The sequence below is a fragment of the Paraglaciecola sp. genome, assembly GCF_039942875.1.
Taxonomy (GTDB): Bacteria; Pseudomonadota; Gammaproteobacteria; order Enterobacterales; family Alteromonadaceae; genus Paraglaciecola.
In genome coordinates this window covers 102,689-119,687 of record NZ_JBDVBQ010000005.1, presented here as the reverse complement: position 1 = coordinate 119,687, position 16,999 = coordinate 102,689, and the positions used below count along the sequence as shown (strand labels likewise).

Below are 16,999 nucleotides of genomic sequence, written 5' to 3'. Positions count from 1 at the left end.
GTTAATTTAGATTTCATGTTATTGCCTACTACCCATTACGAGATTTATATGAAAACATCACATCAGTTATTTACAGAAATCACCTCAACAGGCAGCCTAAATCTATCTATTCAAAAGGTAGACGTTCCTGAGCCCAAAGCTCACGAAGTCATAGTCAAAATAGAAGCAGCCCCCATAAACCCATCTGATATGTGGCCTATGTTCGGACCCGCCAATCTAGAAGAAGCAAGGTTTAATTCCGATGAAACGTTACTGACCGCTCCTGTACATAAAAGTATGCTACCTAGGATAAAGTCTCGTTTAGACCAAGTTTTACCTATTGGCAACGAAGGTGCAGGTACGGTAGTGGCAGCAGGTGATAGCCCCGAAGCTCAAGCACTGCTAGGTAAAACAGTAGGGGTATTAACGGGAGCTATGTATAGCCAATATTGCAGCGTACCCATTCAAGCCTGTATGGTCCACAAAGAGACAACAACTGCAAGAGATGCAGCATCTTCCTTTGTCAATCCGTTAACTGCATTGGCTATGGTTGAAACGATGCGAACTGAAGGCCACACTGCTTTGGTTCATACGGCGGCAGCGTCTGCCCTAGGCCAAATGTTAAACAAAGTTTGCTTGCAAGAAAATATTGCCATAGTAAACATTGTTCGTAACCAGCAACAAGCCAATATTTTAAAAGAAATTGGGGCTATCCATATTTGTGATTCATCTGATTCAAGCTTTAAAGGTGACTTGTACAAAGCGATTAAAGAAACCGGAGCTACATTGGCGTTTGATGCCATAGGTGGCGGTGACCTTGTAAGCGATATATTAAGCACTATGGAAAGAGTCGGAAGCGAAGATGCCATTGGTTTTAACACTTATGGCTCAGAAGCCAACAAACAAGTTTATATCTATGGAGGTTTAGACTTTTCACCTACTGTCCTTAACCGAGCTTATGGCATGACATGGGCTATAGGTGGCTGGTTACTCATGCGTTGTTTAGGAAAACTGCCCCCTAATAAAGTTGCGGAACTATACAAAAAAGTGGCGAATGAAATCACCACGACTTTTGCATCAAATTTCACCCAAGAATTGAGCCTAAAAGAAGCATTAAGTCCAGAAACAATAATGAAATACAACGCAAAGAAGACTGGAGAAAAATACTTTATTAATCCAGCTAAAAAGTAGCAAACTACTCATCACTGTTTAATATGTAACAGCTAAACGAAAATGAAAGCAATGGCTTTAATTAGTCATTGCTTTTTTATTTGAGCGCTTAATTTAGGTAAATATAGATGTCTATATTAAGAGTTTTAAGGTTTAATAAGTCAGCTGTTCAGGTGATTCGAGGAAAAATTTAAGGTGGCGACAGATACAATCAATTCGACACTTAGTGCAAGCTCAGATACAAACCTAATACGCTGCCATGAATGTCATTTTCAAGTCAATGTTCCAAAGTTAGCAAACAAACAAGCAGCTTTGTGCCCAAGGTGCAAATTACAATTAACCGCCTATCATCAAAATGGCTCACAAAAAATTATCGCACTGGCACTCACTGCATTAGTTTTTTTGGTGGCATCATTACCTTTTGAGTTTTTATCATTTAGTGCAAGTGGCCAGTCTCAATCAATTAATTTACTCAATAGTTTTGACGTTTTAATTGAAAATAATTATGAAGTTTTAGCTTTGCTAGAGGCTATATTTATGTTGATTCTGCCCTCCTCAATCTTACTGACATTGTTATATGTATTAATTCCTTTAGAGTTAGGCTTTCGCCTTCCCAAAACAGACGCGGCCGTTGATGTTATTTTTTTATTGATACCTTGGGCCATGGCAGAGATTTTTTTAATAGGAGTCTTGGTTAGTTTAACCAAAATAATGTCTTTAGCCGATATTGCCATAGGACTATCATTTTATGCCTATGTGTTTTTTACTATATTCATGACGATTACCCTATATTATGTGGATAAACATCAATTAAAAAAATCCCTCAATACTAACTACGTAGAAATACATTCACAGATAAATAAATCACTCAGCGTTCAAAAGACTTGGGCATTGCTTGTAACTTCAGTATTGCTCTATATACCGGCTAATGTACTGCCAATTATGCATACCAATACCCTAGGAAATGACGAGCCTAGTACTATTTTAGGGGGGGTCATTTTATTATGGAAAATGGGATCTTACCCTATTGCGATTATTATTTTTATAGCCAGTGTTTTTGTCCCCCTAGCTAAATTGTTCATTTTATGTTGGTTAAATTATTCGGTTCAGGTTGAAAGTGACCAGAAGAAAACCGAGCGCATCTATTGGTATAGGGTCACTGAATTTGTAGGCCGTTGGTCTATGGTTGATGTGTTTGTAGTCGCAATATTGGTAAGCTTAATTCAACTAGATAATTTAATGAGTATTGTACCCGGCTACGCAGCACTTGCTTTTTGTGGTGTAGTCATTTGTACCATGTTAGCAGCCATAACATTTGACTCAAGACTCATATGGCTCACATCAAAAACAGAAAAAGGTCGGATAATCAATGACTAATAGTCATCAAAATCAACAAATTGAAGATGCAATTGTGACTGAAAAACGCAGTGTCTCTAAAATATGGCTTATTCCCCTTATTACACTGCTCATCGCGTTGTGGATGACATACTACCATTGGGCTAACCAAGGCCCGCTAATTACCATAGAGTTTGATACCGCCACAGGTTTAGAGGCCGGTAAAACAAAAGTTAAAACTCGTGATGTAGATATTGGTGTGGTCAATAAAATCGTGTTATCTGATGATCTCAGTAGTGTGTTAGTCACGGTGCGAATGGATAAAGACGTAGACACAATCTTACACCAAGATAATCAGTTTTGGATTGTATCACCTAGGGTTTCACTCAGTGGCGTATCTGGCCTCGGGACCATTTTATCAGGGCCTTACATAAATATGGCGCCTGGCATAGAACCTAACTTATCAGAACACTTTATTGCCCTTAATGCTCCTCCAGTAACCCCTGCAGGCACACCTGGGTTACACGTCACGCTAAATAGTGAAACAGAGTTTGCTTATAAAAAAGGCGACCCTGTTATTTACAAAGGAATAAAAGTCGGCGAGTTTGAAGACATAAACTTTAATTTCGAAGAACGAGTTGTATATTACAATACCTTTATCCAAGCCCCTTATCATGAACTGATCACTACCAATACCAAGTTCTGGGACATCAGTGGAGCTCAAGTTCAGCTAGGTGCCAGTGGCGTTAATGTAAGTACTGGTAGCATTGAGTCTATTCTCACCAATGGGGTTACCTTTGGAATTCCTGAAGGTTTGAAAATAGGTGAAAGAGTTACCGAACGTGATTTTTTTGATATACACCCTTCTTATTCCGCAGCATCAGAAGAGCGCTATAAATTCAGTGCTAACTTTGTTATCTATGTTAAAGATACTGTCAGAGGCTTACAAGTTGGAGCACCTGTTGAATACAGAGGCTTAGTGGTTGGAAAGGTCTTATCTATAAACGAAACAGAAAACCAAAAGGTTCAGTTACTTGAACAAGGTTATGACATCCCTGTTACCATTGGAATACAGCCAGGAAGAATACAACAACCCGACACCACTGAAAGTGTGCAATTTATTCAGAAACAAATTCAGTTATGGGTTGAAAAAGGCCTAAGAGCAACCCTGAAAACCGGCAACTTGCTAACTGGCGCATTATTTGTGGATTTACAACATTATCCTGAAGAAAAGTATATCGAGCAAGCATCTCATGTTGGCCTTAACGTTATACCAACTGTAACCGGAGAGTTTTCACAAATTACTGAAAAAGTCACCGCGATACTCGACAATATAAACCAAATAAAAATGCAAAACTTATCTGCTAATGCCAACCTTATGTTGACCCAAATAAGTGAAGCGGCTAATGCATTAGAAACAACGGCAAGCAAAGTGGATTTGATTTTAGATAGTGTTCAAGAAGACAAAATAAGCCGCACTCTTGCAACTACTCTTCAAGATGTTTCCAGCTTTGCTGAAGGTTTTTCTGAAGAATCACAAACCTACCAAGAACTAAACCATACTATGAGTGTGTTACAGCAAACCTTGAAAGATTTACAACCTTTATTGCAGCAACTTAATAGCACACCTAATAGCTTCATATTTACAGATGGAAGTACTCATAGAATTACACCAAAAGGAAAAACAGCCAATGGAGAAAGTAACTAAATGAAATGTATTGTATTCCTTAGCTTTTTTTTAGTTAGCTGTACCTCAGCACCTTTGTCTGTTAACCACTACCTATTACATACGCCAACTCCAGTAGTGACAGAAGCACATAACAAACAAAAAACGCCCATATACTTTTCTTCAGTAACCCTTGCAGATTACTTACGCCAAGCAAGCTTAATTATACAATTAAACGAGCATGAACTGCATTATTCAAGACAAGACCTGTGGGCTGAAGGGTTACAATCGTCATTTTACAAAGCCTTAAAACATGACCTTAACTTTTATAATCCCCTCCAAAATATTACTGAACCCAATAGTGTAGAAAATGCACTTACCCTCAAAGTAAATCTGCAGCATTTTCTTATTACAAATAGAGCTAGTGTTATTAGCTCTGGTACCTATAGTATTAAATCAAAAGGTGCTAATTGGTTACAAAAACCTTTTTACTTTACAATACCCTTAGAAAAAGATGGTTATCCCCATGCTGTCTCACAGCTACGAAAAACGATTGAGTCCTTAGCATTACAGATTAACCAAGATATTCGGAACATACAAAGCAGTAACAACTAGCATGAATATTCAGCGAATAATATTAAATTACTTAAGCACAGGCATCAGAAAGCATCATAGCCTTGAATCCAAGCAACAAGTATTAGTAGCAAACTTATTTGGTTTTATTGGCTACTCTCTAACTTTATTGTTAGGGATAAGTGCATGGGCTAGAGAAGAGTTTAATTTAGCAATTATTCTTTCAATTGCGTCTGCTTTATTTTTCACCTCACACCTTCTATTACATCTCAAAAGTTTAGCAAACCCTTATAAATATTCTGCAATACTTCTCACATCATCACTCATGCTCTTGATGATGTATCTGGTCTATTCTGGAGGTAATAATAACACTGGCCCATTATGGATTTATCTGGTGCCACCTGTAGCATTATTTTTTGGAGGGCTTGTAAAAGGCAGTATTCACCTTGCTATTTTTGTACTCATTACAAGCTTTTTATTGTTTTTTGAAAATGGTGAACTGCTGATATCGACATATAGCTACGAGTTTAAATCTCGACTTATCTATTCATTTTTGACTGTATCGGGCCTATTTGCATTTTATGAATACACCCGTCAGTATTCATTTCGACACATCAAGGAAATGAGCGACACCTTTGAACAACAAGCCATGCAAGATCCGTTAACAGCTATTTTAAATCGCCGAGGGATGTACGAAAAACTAAAGCAGGAGTTTAGCAGAAGTAAACGCGCGAAAAGTGTAGTCACAGTGATGATGGCTGACATTGATCATTTTAAATCAATTAATGATCAATTTGGCCACAACACTGGAGATGAAATTATCCAATCCTTAGCCAGTGACTTTGTTAGAGCCTTAAGAAAACAAGATGTTGTCGGCAGGTGGGGTGGCGAAGAATATTTGTTTTTATTACCCGATACCAAAGGAGAGGACGCGCTTCTACTTGCTGAAAAACTACGTAAAAGAATAGAAAGTATGCGATTTAAACACGAAGACAAAGACTTTGGTGCAACAGTTAGTATCGGGGTTCACCAAGTCACCGAGCAAGACTCAATTAATCAGGCTATTAGTAAGGCGGATCAATGTTTGTACCAAGCAAAAGTAGCAGGAAGAAACCGCTGTATACTAGGCTAGTACCTCCCTTTGAGATTCTAACTTTCTTACATTTCTTCAAGGTTTATTTTAACAATGCGCGCTAACCGCTTACCTATTAACTCTGACACTCCCATCAATTGGCGAATATTTCGACAGCTTTGGCCTTACTTAACCGAGTTTAAAACTAGAGTATTTTTTGCCATGTTATTTTTAGTAGCAGCTAAAATGGCGAGTATTTATTTACCTTTCGTGCTTAAAAGTACAGTGGACACCTTAAACTCAAAATCACCAGACTCTACTTTGGTTTTAGTACCCTTTGGCTTAATTGCAGCCTATGGTGCATTAAGACTAGCTAATGTGTTATTCGGAGAAATAAGAGACACACTTTTTGGTCGAGTAACTGAGCGGGCAATGCGCCGTTTAGGTTTAAAGGTTTTCAAACATTTACATAGTCTAGACTTAGATTTTCACCTCAATCGGCAAACTGGTGGGCTATCACGAGACATAGAACGCGGAACAAGCGGTATCAGCTTTTTAATGCGCTTTTTAGTTTTTAACATAGGCCCTACCCTATTTGAAATAGTTGCAGTTGTAGGGGTGCTCTTTTATAACTACGGGGTTAGTTTTGCTCTGATTATTTTATGCTCTGTTGTGGGGTACGTTTATTTTTCAGTGAAAGCCACAGACTGGCGGACAAAATACGTCAGAGAGGTTAACCAAGCTGATTCAAGCAGTAGTTCAAGAGCTATCGATAGCCTATTAAATTACGAAACCGTTAAATACTTTAATAATGAAGATTATGAGGCCAACCGCTACGATACAGACTTACAAAAATGGGAAGCCGCTAGGCGTAAAAACCGGTTATCTTTATTCGCTTTAAACGGTGGGCAAGCCTCTATTATTGCTATAGCCATGACCAGCATGATGGCATTAGCGGCCTACCATGTAGCCAAAGGCGAAATGACCATAGGTGACTTCGTTTTGATTAATGCCTTTACCATGCAAATATTTATGCCACTTAACTTTTTAGGATTTGTGTATCGTGAAATACGTGGTTCTTTGGCCAATATTGAAAATTTATTTAACTTATTAGATAAACAAGCAACGGTTCCCATTAACGAAGGTGCTGATAAATTACAGGTAAGTCGAGGTAAAATAAGCTTCACAAACCTTGAATTTAGCTATTTAGCAGACCGTACAATTATCCAAAATATTAGCTTTGATATTGAACCAGGTCAAAAAGTTGCGGTGGTGGGCGAAAGTGGTTCAGGTAAGTCTACACTGGTAAAGCTACTATTCAGATTTTACGATCCTAGCAGAGGCAGTATATCCATTGATGGCCAAGATATTAGCCAAGTTAATCAGGCATCTCTTCGACAAGCCATAGGGATTGTTCCCCAAGATACCGTTTTATTTAATGATACTATTTTAGAAAACATTCGTTACGGACGCCCAGAGGCATCAGATGTAGAAGTTCAGCAAGCGATAGACTTAGCCCATTTGAGAAACTTTGTATCATCCTTACCAGATGGCCACTCAACGACAGTGGGTGAACGGGGCCTCAAGCTGTCTGGGGGAGAAAAACAACGAGTCGCCATAGCTAGAACCATATTAAAAAGACCACCTATTTTGGTATTTGATGAAGCCACTTCATCATTAGACAGCCAATCTGAACAAGCCATACTGACCGCCTTACAAGAAATATCCCAAGGACATACCAGTTTAGTGATAGCCCATCGCTTATCAACCATAATCGATGCAGATAAAATAGTCGTATTAGGTGAAGGTAAGATCATTGAACAAGGCAGCCACAGTGAGTTGTTAAGCATAGATGGCGCATACAAAAAACTATGGCTAAGCCAACAAACACCTGTCACTAAGCAAATAAAAGAGGATAACATTGGATAATCAGTTACTACTCGAAGCCATAAACCAAACCATGCCTTTTGGTAAATATGCAGGTAGAAAACTACTGCATTTACCTGAGCCTTATTTAGTTTGGTTTAGTAACAAAGGCTTTCCAAATGGTAAGTTAGGCCAACAACTCGCTTTAATCCATGAAGTAAAAGTAAATGGCTTAGAGCAAATGCTTGAGCCACTTTTAAAAGACTAATGGTGAATTTTCATAATCGAAAAAGCCGCAGTAGAGAACGCCCTCAACCTGCTCAGCAACAAAACTTAGACAAACAAATTTTATATTTACATAAAGCCATGGCAGAAAAAATCATTGCCAATCATGGCTTTATTCCACAAATTCAACACACCATAGAAACCAGATACGCCTCAGGAAAAATGCGCCATGGTGCATATTTATTTTGGTCCACCTTGTTAGAGTATGTCCACGAACCTGAGATATTTATCAACCAAGTTTTAGATGAATCACCTCAAATCACAAAATATCGTAGGCAAACAGCCTTTGTCGGTGTACTAACAGAAGAAGAGAGACAAGCTGTTTTAGAGCAACTAATTTTTTAATTAATAAACCGTTACTTGATGGAAATAAAATGAGAATTAAACAAGCTTTTGTATATTGCTGGATATTGGTGAATTTCAATCTATTTGCTGCGCCCCAATGGCGAACCCCAGATGCAGAAAACCTAGTCTATTTAAAACTAGAAACAGGGACAGTCATAATAGAACTTGCTCCTTTTATGGCGCCTAATCATGTTAAACAATTTAAAGCATTAGTAAGTGAAGGCTTCTATGATGGTTTAGAGTTTTATCGAGTCATCGATGGTTTTGTCGCTCAAGCTGGAGATGTAACAGAACAAAAAATTAGTCATCATAAATCCAAATTGCAAGCAGAGCTGCAACGCACTGCACCTAAAAACTCTGATTTTATGCTAGTGCAATCACCTGATTTTATGGCACCGCAAACAGGATTTATTAGTGAATTTCCGGCGGCTCGAGATCCACAAACCAGTCAAGAATGGTTAACCCACTGTATGGGTACCCTAGCCTTCGCCAGAGACAATGATATCAACTCAGCCACCACAGAGTTCTACATCGTAATAGGTCAAGCCACACGTCACTTAGACAAAAATATGAGCTCGATTGGCCGTGTAATATACGGTATGCCAGCGATACAATCCTTAAAACGAGCACACCTTAACAATGCCAATGGCGTAATAGAGAAGGCAGAAAATCGCAGTAAAATCATTTGGGCCAAACTAGCTGATAATGTTGCAGCGCAAGATAGAATTAAGATAGAAATTCAACCACAAGACTCAGATGCATTTAAACAGCGTCTAGAAGACGCTAGAACCTTAGAAAATGAGTTCTTTCATTACAAAGGTAATGGTAATTTAGATGTGTGTTACTACCAGCCTAAAATCCGAATTAAGCTTGATTAACCACGGTTAAATAAGTCTAAAAGGCAATAACTGTTATTCAATAATCTGGTTCATTCTGATTGTTAAACATAAGTACGAAAAATAGAATAACAATAAATTTGAATGCTGCCGCTTGACCATTCCATGTGGGGGACTGCCACATTAAAAACCATTCTGCGCCAACAGTCATAAAGCCAGTAAACCATAATATAATCCCTAGGGTTAAGCCTGTGTTAGCCAGTTTTTTGGCAATATTAAATTGTTTCTTGTCACCATCAATGGCCTTCCACATTTTCCATGCGCCAAGACCACATAACACACACACGCCAGCTTCAGTTGCAATGATCACCCAATAAAAAGCGTTATGTAAAAATTGCGAATTAATGGCGCGGTATCTTAATTCATTACCTTCAAAGGTCGTATCCATAGACATTACATGCTGTACAAAAGCAAAGTTAGACCCATAATCCGTAATATTATTCAAAGCAACCAAACCTGCAAATAGAGCCACACTGGCAACCAAAATCACTTTTATCACTCTGAGATGATTCATTTATTCCTCTTTTTATTTATTGGCCTGTTTATTTAATTTCTATTTTTATGTTTTTTCACAATTCAATATAAATAACCTGAGCTCTGGATTAGAAGCATCGTTTAAATTAAATTTAACTATTGAATTCAATAGCTACTACTACCCATCCAAACCTCTTCTCCTAAAGGCTCACTCGATGACGAAATTTTCCGTGTATAGCAAGTCAGATTGTCGTACGTAATAACGTGTTATTGCTAGACAATCCAACGCAGCTAGGCACAAAAACAGCATTAGCGAGAGGTTCGGCTTATCCAGTATTCAGGTTGGTTATAAAAGGCTTAGCCTTTGATTCCAATCGCCATTATGCTCTAACAGGCAGGCTTCATCGGTATCAAAACAAACATGACGTCGCACATCCTTAAGCAAAATGCCAACTTTCAATAATTGCTGTTGGATTTGCTTTTTGAGCTCAATGTCTTGCTGCTTATCAAGCATAGCGTTCAGCGAGGCCTGATTATCAAATACACAGGTCACTAATAAACTTGCAGGAAAGTTAGCGTAGTTAGCAGAATGTGTAAGCCATTCAAACCCAACAAGTTCAGGTTTTACTCCTTCACATACTATGGTTAAGGCCTTTATTACATTGTTGTCTAACTTTTTTGTAGTTTTACTGAGTTTAGCCATAGGTACACAAATACACTGTGTCGCTTTTCACTTGTACTTTAAACGTTTGATTAGCTTCAACCGTGAACTGCTCATTTGCCGCAAATGTTTGCCACTGTGTTGCATCAGGCAAAAACACAGTTAAAGCTCCGCTTACCACATTCATAGTTTCAAACTGGCTTGTACCAAACTCATAATCTCCAGCGGCCATCACCCCTACCGTTGCCGGTAAAGACTCAGTTTGAAATCCAATAGACTTTACTTTGCCTTCAAAATATTCGTTAACATCAAACATGTTTCTTCTCTTTTAATTAGGATTCAATTCAGCGGCCAATTTAGCAAATGGGAGTCACTAAACAAACCGCTAATATGGTCTAACTTATCTTGATTTACATTCAAAATTAATCGTCTTTGTGGCTTCCCTCTGCGTTTTTAGGTGTTTTGTTACCTGCTTGTGCTTTTTTAACTTCCTGTTTGCGCTCAACCACGGCTTCTATGGTTATTTGTGCCCTAGGATCAGGTAAATAAATTTGCAAAAATAATCCAAAAGCAATGGCTACGGCTTTTCTGTTTCTTGCCCACGAAATCATGATTAAACTAAAAACTATAAACCCAATAAAATATAACCAAGGCAAAGCCCCATAAAGTAAAGTCTGTAAATAGATCATTATCTTCTCTCGAAAAAGTCACCAGAGATCTCCAATAACATTAGAATACTGGCTTATTAATATTTGAAGACTCAAAGAGTCTTGATGAATGGATTAAATAACTTAAGAGAAGGAGGCTGGAGGTTCGTCGGTAATAGGGGGGAAAATACGAAATCGGGTAAGAAAAACCAATTGAATTACTGGGTGAATATTTTGTTGAACTGATAGAGTTACCCCTTGTTTCAAGGTAACTAAACAGCGGTCTTGATGTATTTTGGGAGTTGGATAATCAGCTTGGTGTCGCTCTTTTGCTTCCCGTTCTAGCCCCCGATATTTATGGGAAAACAACTGGGGAAGTTCTGCTAAATCAAGCTTTATGTTTGTATATTGCTTAGGCTCTAAAAATGGAAAGGCTTCGCTTTCTGATAAGGTTGTAGAGTCAGACTCAACGGCAAAATAGCTAAGAGGCAGTTGCGATTCAGGTTTTAGCTCACTGGCGTATGCAAACTGTACCCCAAAAAAACAGGCAACAAAAAGTATCGACAAGATACGAACTGCCGAATGCCCCACTATTTAATCACACCAAAACAATTCATATTCTTAAGATAATGTTAAACATAGGGTTTTCAAGGGTGTATTTTACGCTATTAACAGCAATAATAAGCCATAGTCAATTTATCGAAAATGAAACCAGATGATTATTCAACGACATACCCAAGATATCAATACTGCAACAGGTGTGATGCGCACCTCGGTTTTTAGACCCGTAGCCGAAGGACAATTTCCCACTATTATTTTTTACTCAGAGATATTTCAAGAAACAAGTCCGATAACCCGCAGCGCACAAATTTTAGCAAGCCATGGTTTTGTGGTGTTAGTGCCAGAAATATTCCATGAACTCAACCCAATTGGCACAGTGTTAGCCTATGATGATGCAGGCAAAGACAAAGGAAATGCAGACAAATTTACCAAACCCTTAGAAGATCACGACTCTGATACCCAAGCTATGGTGGAGTTTACAGATCAACAAGCTTACTGCAGCAACAAAGTTGGGGTAATGGGTGTGTGTATCGGGGGGCATTTAGCATTTCGAGCGGCTTTAAATAATCAGATAGGCGCGGCATTTTGTTTATACCCTACCGATATTCACTCTAACACTTTACCTTGTACCGAAGGCAATGACTCATTAACAAGAAGTGGCGATATCAAGTGCCCTATGGTGTTGGTATTTGGAAAACAAGACCCCCATGTTTCAGCCGAAGGCCGTGTTTTAATTCATCAAACCCTAAGTCAACAAGCATCAAACTTTAGCTGGCATGAAGTTAATGCACAACATGCTTTTATGCGTGATGAAGGTGACAGATACGACGGAGCACTAGCCTTACAAATGTATAAAATGGCGATAGATTTCTTTCACGAAAATTTACGCCCTTAAGTTTTACATGAGTCGTTTAAAATTGAAGTACCTATATATCATCACTTTTGTAACGACATTTTTGCTTCCACTTAACGGCCATGGAGTCACTAAAGACCAATTTAGGGTACATGGCTTGTCAGCCTTTAGTGCAGAGCAAGGGGCAAAGTTAGAAACCTGGTTAACCACGGGCGTTAATGCCACCCGAAAAACCTTAGGTATCTACCCTGCTCCTTTAGAACTTTACGTATTCTCTAAAAAGTCTAATCAGCCAGTTCCCTGGGCTTATGCCCAAAGAGGTCAAGTGGGTAGCGTACGTTTTTATGTTGATGCTCGCTTCTCACTGAAAAAATTTACAAATGACTGGACCGTTTATCATGAGTTAGCCCATATGGCACTGCCCTACTTGGGCGTGAAATATGATTGGCTTTCAGAGGGGTTTGCTAGCTTCATGCAATATCAAATAATGCAGCAAGCTGGGGTGTTAAAAGGCTCCTTAGAAGATAATTATGCACTTAAAATAGCACCACAATTACGCTGGTTTAATAACAGTAACTTAACCGCAGCATCTATCGCTAAACGACTCATGACAAACGAACAGTATGCAGCTGCCTATTGGGGCAGTGCATACTTCTTTGTACTTGCAGATAAACAGCTTCAGGACAAACATAAAATTCAATTAACTGACCTAATTCGTCACTATCAAAGCTGTTGTAGAACAGATGAAAATAGCCTGCCTAAACTTATATCCACTTTGGATAAAATGTTAGATGACACGCTATTTTCTAATTTACTGGCTCAGTATCAAACCTTACCCGCTAGAACCTTATACCCAGCAAAGTACCATTAAATAAAATTATCAATACCGAGCTAAAACTACATAACCTTTAAAAACGCTAATATTCCCTTATATGAACTTCATCAGTACTCATATTTTAAAGACAATGAAAGCACTAAAACTCTGCGGTTTTATCTCAATGATGTTGCTTGCATTTTTTGTAGGCCACTACACATCAGAAAGAAACACATTCAAAAATAAAGTGTTTAGTTTAAGCACAGGAATAGCCGTAACAGAACAATTACTCAATGAACATTTAAAGCGCTGTAACAAAACAGGATACAAAAGGTTTATGCCTTTTCATCAGCATAATTTAGATAGGGTCTACAGAATGAGTAATTATGCGACGGGATTTCCTTACTTTTTCGGAGAGAGCTTTTCTGTTGAAGTTGCAGATAGGTTTGACTCCCACAAAGTTAACTTTGACAACTATAAACTTGAATTTGAACGATCTTGCACTGCAACTTAACCTTCTATCAACCTAAAATGCTAATATTGAAGCCAAACCTCATGATTTGGCTTCTAATATAATTTACACTTTTTGCTGTGCAATCCACCTATCAATTTTTGCTTCCAAAATTGGCATAGGTAGCGCGCCATCTATTAATATCTGTGTATGGAATTTTTTCACATCAAATTGCTCACCCAAAACTTGCTGTGCTTTATCTCTAAGCATACGAATATGTCGTTGCCCTACTTTATAACTCACCGCTTGGCCAGCCATTACTATATAGCGTTCAACTTCAGCCTCGATATCGGTTAACGCAAGTGACGAATTATCTACCATAAAATCAATTGCCTGCTGACGAGTCCAGCCAAAGGCGTGTAATCCAGTATCGACGACTAAACGCATTGCTCGTAGTTGTTCGTCTGATAAACGGCCATACCACATGTACGGGTCGGTAAATAATCCCATTTCTTTGCCTAAGCTTTCTGCATACAAAGCCCAACCTTCAGCAAATACTGTGTAGCCACCAAACTTACGAAAATCAGGCAAGCTTTCTACTTCTTGTTGAATCGCAATCTGAAAGTGATGCCCAGGCGCCGCTTCGTGCACACTTAAGGTTTCCATTAAATATTTGGGTTGAGCTCGAAGATTATAAGCATTGATATAAAAAATACCGGGCCGAGAGCCATCTGGTGCAGGGCTTTGATAACTAGCACCGGCTGAAGATGCCGCTCTAAATGCCTCTACCGCTCTAACTTCGTAATCAGCCTTTGGAAAGACTTCAAACAACAAAGGGACTTTGCTATCTATCTTTTCTTTGATTTGAGTGTAGCCGTCTATCAACTCTTGTTCTGATTCAAAAAAGAATTGATCATCTGTTCGTAAAAACTCAAAAAATGCCGGTAAGTCACCTTCAAAACCTACTGTACTTTTGACCTTTTTCATCTCAGCTAGAATACGTGCCACTTCTTGCTGACCAAACTCATGAATATCAGCAGCAGTTAATGGCAAAGTAGTATTGGTTTCAATGCGGTGCTCGTACCAAGCTTTACCATCAGGTAAGTCGGATATTCCAAACGTATCACGCCCAGCAGGCAGATAGGTTTCAGACATAAAATCATGGACTCGGCTATAAGCAGGAATAATAACGTCGTGGATCGCAGCTAAATATGTCTCCTCTAGTGCATTTTTTTCTGCGTCAGTGGCATCATCAATATTTTGAATGTTTGCCACAGGGCCATAAAATACACTCTGGGTAACATCCTCTAACACATGGGCTTTTAACTGAGGCAATACTTTTTCAATAATAGGTTTAGGCAAAACCACCGACTTTTTGATGCCCTCTTGCATGGCAACAATGGCACTATCCATATACACAGCAAAACCCTTGGCTCTTTCTATAAAGTTACGAAAGTCTTGTAAGGTATTAAAAGGCTGAGCACTTTGACCTGATCCTAATGATGCAAAATAAGAATGAGCGCCACCCATTTGATGAAGTGGGATTAACTCACTTGGAAAGTTTGCGCCTTTTAAGGCAAGCTCTCTATCCCGTAGAAATATCTCGTAAGTGAGTAAGTCTTGGCCAATCAGAGATGAAGGGTCTATTGCTTTTATTTTATCTAAATATAACGCTTCAAACGCCAATACCTTAGCGATGTTTGCTTTGTTTATTGGCGGGCTAAACATATCATCATAATCATTAATGCCCACAAAGGTTGCCCAAATTGGGTTCATCTGCATACTTTCATCAAAGTAGCTTTGCACCAGCTCATTAAGTTTTTGCGACTCAGATTTAACAGCTGCAACTTTAGGGACTAGGTCTTCTGTTTTTGTAGACGTGCTCGGGCCACACCCCAACAGCCCCAGTGACAGCAAAACAGCTACAGTAATTGGTTTTCTATTCATAATTGGGTCTCTTTATTGTGATTTTATGAGATGAAATTCGGTTTGACGGCCATCTAAATAGTTGACCCCTGACTGATCAAAAAAAGCTTCTTCTTCTAACATAATGCGAATTTCTTTGTTCCACTCAGGTATAAAAGTAGCGGCATTTAACTCGATTGAATAAGCCGTATCATAATGCAAAGGATAATCCCCCTGAACAGGCACTCCCCCTTGAGAATCCCACATCCCTAAAGTGGTGCCTGCAGCGTGGCCATGATAGCCAATTGGGTGGGTGTAAATTGAAGGTTTAATGCCTTCACTAATAGCTTTTTGACGAGACATTTTTAACACTTCATTACCAGTACGCCCAACCTTGAAGTTAGCTGTAAAAATATCTTGTAAACGATTGGCATTTTTTAGGGCTTTTTTCAAATATTCAGGAGCGTCTGTTTCCCCCTCTTTTAACACATATGCATGTTGCTGTTGGTCTGAATTTAAACGTAAATAAGTCATACCAAAATCTGTATGTAATAAGTCTCCTGGCATAATGACCTTTGCTTTAGTCCCTTCACTGAAAGCTTTTAAGTGATCAAACTTTTCGAGGCTAGACCGTTGTAATGACACGCTAGGATGAAACCAAGCTTGCAGTCTTAAGTCTTTGACTTTTTCACGTAGCCACCACACCACATCATCTGTGGTGGTCACCCCTGGCTTTACCACCTTATTAGAAAAAGCCTCAGCAATAACGTCATGGCCTAACTGGATTAATTCAGGATAAACCTGCATCTCCATTTCGCTACGGGTTTCTAACCATGCAATGGCTAATTTTTCTGAAGACACTAATTGCGTTGTATTTTGTTTATTTAACGCCTCATTAAACTCTTCATATTCTGTTGCGGTGATGCCATCAGCCAATGCAAAGTGAGTCGACTTGTTTACCGCCACTTTTTGGGGCTGCTTTTTATTAATGAGATTTACTAAGCTATCCCATTGATTTGGCTGTTGCTCTTTATCCCATGACTTTTTAAATAAGGTATCTACCGCGTATCGGGCCACTGCAAGCCTTTCAATGGGTTTCCCCTCACCTGGGTCAAACAAAACTAAAATAGTGCGTCTGCGTGCAGATAACCAATTTGCTGGTAACATGGTTTTAAGTACAGGGTCTTCATTATATTCCCTTGAAACCAGTACCCACATATCAATGCCTTCTCTACGCATTAATTTGGGTAACAAGTTTTGTAAGCGGTCATCTAAAACCTGATTTACCTTTACCGCACGGTCTCGCATAGACAATATAGCGTTCTCGCCAAAACTCGGTAGACTCCATAAAATTAATAACCCTATCCCTATTAAACGATTTTTCATTTTTATTATGTTCACCTATTTGTTGGTATGACTAGCTTAATGGAATTGTTATAGTTTTAA

The 16,999-nt window shown here is 38.8% G+C and carries 19 protein-coding genes; 12 read left to right on the top strand and 7 right to left on the bottom strand.

From position 1 onward, the window contains the following. The first annotated feature begins 48 nt into the window (after positions 1-48). From ABJE44_RS01715 to ABJE44_RS01675, 9 genes are all read left to right on the top strand, one after another. On the top strand, positions 49-1,170 hold the full coding sequence (locus tag ABJE44_RS01715; protein WP_348112245.1) for a zinc-binding dehydrogenase: 1,122 nt from the start codon (positions 49-51) through the stop codon (positions 1,168-1,170). 174 nt (positions 1,171-1,344) lie between these two features. Then, entirely contained in the window at positions 1,345-2,526 is a 1,182-nt protein-coding gene (locus ABJE44_RS01710; protein ID WP_348112244.1) for a paraquat-inducible protein A, read from the top strand. Next, complete coding sequence (gene pqiB / locus ABJE44_RS01705) at positions 2,519-4,192, top strand: intermembrane transport protein PqiB (RefSeq protein ID WP_348112243.1); 1,674 nt, start codon at positions 2,519-2,521, stop codon at positions 4,190-4,192. Before ABJE44_RS01710 ends, pqiB begins: the two co-directional genes overlap by 8 nt. Continuing rightward, entirely contained in the window at positions 4,193-4,765 is a 573-nt protein-coding gene (locus ABJE44_RS01700; protein WP_348112242.1) for an ABC-type transport auxiliary lipoprotein family protein, read from the top strand. Between the two features lies 1 nt (position 4,766). Beyond that, positions 4,767-5,855, top strand: coding sequence for a diguanylate cyclase (locus tag ABJE44_RS01695; RefSeq protein ID WP_348112241.1), 1,089 nt, complete (start codon positions 4,767-4,769; stop codon positions 5,853-5,855). 54 nt (positions 5,856-5,909) lie between these two features. Beyond that, positions 5,910-7,724, top strand: coding sequence for an ABC transporter ATP-binding protein/permease (locus tag ABJE44_RS01690; protein WP_348112240.1), 1,815 nt, complete (start codon positions 5,910-5,912; stop codon positions 7,722-7,724). Beyond that, on the top strand, positions 7,717-7,929 hold the full coding sequence (locus tag ABJE44_RS01685) for a DUF3820 family protein (protein WP_348112239.1): 213 nt from the start codon (positions 7,717-7,719) through the stop codon (positions 7,927-7,929). Before ABJE44_RS01690 ends, ABJE44_RS01685 begins: the two co-directional genes overlap by 8 nt. After that, entirely contained in the window at positions 7,929-8,291 is a 363-nt protein-coding gene (locus tag ABJE44_RS01680; protein WP_348112238.1) for a hypothetical protein, read from the top strand. The genes ABJE44_RS01685 and ABJE44_RS01680 overlap by 1 nt, the downstream gene beginning before the upstream one ends. Before the next feature lie 29 nt (positions 8,292-8,320). Then, positions 8,321-9,169 (top strand): peptidylprolyl isomerase, encoded by an 849-nt coding sequence (locus ABJE44_RS01675; protein WP_348112237.1) that lies wholly within the window; start codon positions 8,321-8,323, stop codon positions 9,167-9,169. 37 nt (positions 9,170-9,206) lie between these two features. Here ABJE44_RS01675 and ABJE44_RS01670 read toward each other — a convergent pair whose 3' ends face one another. The 5 genes from ABJE44_RS01670 to ABJE44_RS01650 all read right to left on the bottom strand — a co-directional run bounded on the left by ABJE44_RS01670 (position 9,207) and on the right by ABJE44_RS01650 (position 11,536). Further along, positions 9,207-9,701 carry a DUF2165 domain-containing protein gene (locus ABJE44_RS01670; RefSeq protein WP_348112236.1) on the bottom strand — a complete coding sequence of 165 codons (495 nt, stop codon included), beginning with the start codon at positions 9,699-9,701 and terminating at the stop codon, positions 9,207-9,209. 306 nt (positions 9,702-10,007) lie between these two features. Continuing rightward, positions 10,008-10,364, bottom strand: coding sequence for a Fis family transcriptional regulator (locus tag ABJE44_RS01665; RefSeq protein ID WP_348112235.1), 357 nt, complete (start codon positions 10,362-10,364; stop codon positions 10,008-10,010). Further along, entirely contained in the window at positions 10,357-10,638 is a 282-nt protein-coding gene (locus ABJE44_RS01660) for a pyrimidine/purine nucleoside phosphorylase (RefSeq protein WP_348112234.1), read from the bottom strand. Before ABJE44_RS01660 ends, ABJE44_RS01665 begins: the two co-directional genes overlap by 8 nt. 106 nt (positions 10,639-10,744) lie before the next feature. Next, positions 10,745-11,011, bottom strand: a complete 267-nt coding sequence (locus ABJE44_RS01655) for a hypothetical protein (RefSeq protein ID WP_348112233.1) — start codon at positions 11,009-11,011, stop codon at positions 10,745-10,747. A gap of 102 nt (positions 11,012-11,113) precedes the next feature. After that, a complete protein-coding gene (locus tag ABJE44_RS01650; RefSeq protein ID WP_348120613.1) occupies positions 11,114-11,536 on the bottom strand; it encodes a hypothetical protein in 423 nt (140 codons plus the stop codon). Positions 11,537-11,684: 148 nt separating this feature from the next. Here ABJE44_RS01650 and ABJE44_RS01645 point away from each other — a divergent pair, with 148 nt between their 5' ends. From ABJE44_RS01645 to ABJE44_RS01635, 3 genes are all read left to right on the top strand, one after another. Further along, positions 11,685-12,425: a dienelactone hydrolase family protein gene (locus ABJE44_RS01645; protein ID WP_348112231.1), complete on the top strand. Its 741-nt coding sequence runs from the start codon at positions 11,685-11,687 to the stop codon at positions 12,423-12,425. A 7-nt stretch (positions 12,426-12,432) separates the two neighbouring features. Continuing rightward, positions 12,433-13,254 carry a hypothetical protein gene (locus tag ABJE44_RS01640; protein WP_348112230.1) on the top strand — a complete coding sequence of 274 codons (822 nt, stop codon included), beginning with the start codon at positions 12,433-12,435 and terminating at the stop codon, positions 13,252-13,254. A 94-nt stretch (positions 13,255-13,348) separates the two neighbouring features. Continuing rightward, on the top strand, positions 13,349-13,711 hold the full coding sequence (locus ABJE44_RS01635; RefSeq protein ID WP_348112229.1) for a hypothetical protein: 363 nt from the start codon (positions 13,349-13,351) through the stop codon (positions 13,709-13,711). 63 nt (positions 13,712-13,774) lie between these two features. Here ABJE44_RS01635 and ABJE44_RS01630 read toward each other — a convergent pair whose 3' ends face one another. Then, a complete protein-coding gene (locus ABJE44_RS01630; RefSeq protein ID WP_348112228.1) occupies positions 13,775-15,595 on the bottom strand; it encodes a DUF885 domain-containing protein in 1,821 nt (606 codons plus the stop codon). A 12-nt stretch (positions 15,596-15,607) separates the two neighbouring features. After that, a complete protein-coding gene (locus ABJE44_RS01625) occupies positions 15,608-16,939 on the bottom strand; it encodes a M24 family metallopeptidase (protein WP_348112227.1) in 1,332 nt (443 codons plus the stop codon). Positions 16,940-16,999 lie beyond the last annotated feature (60 nt).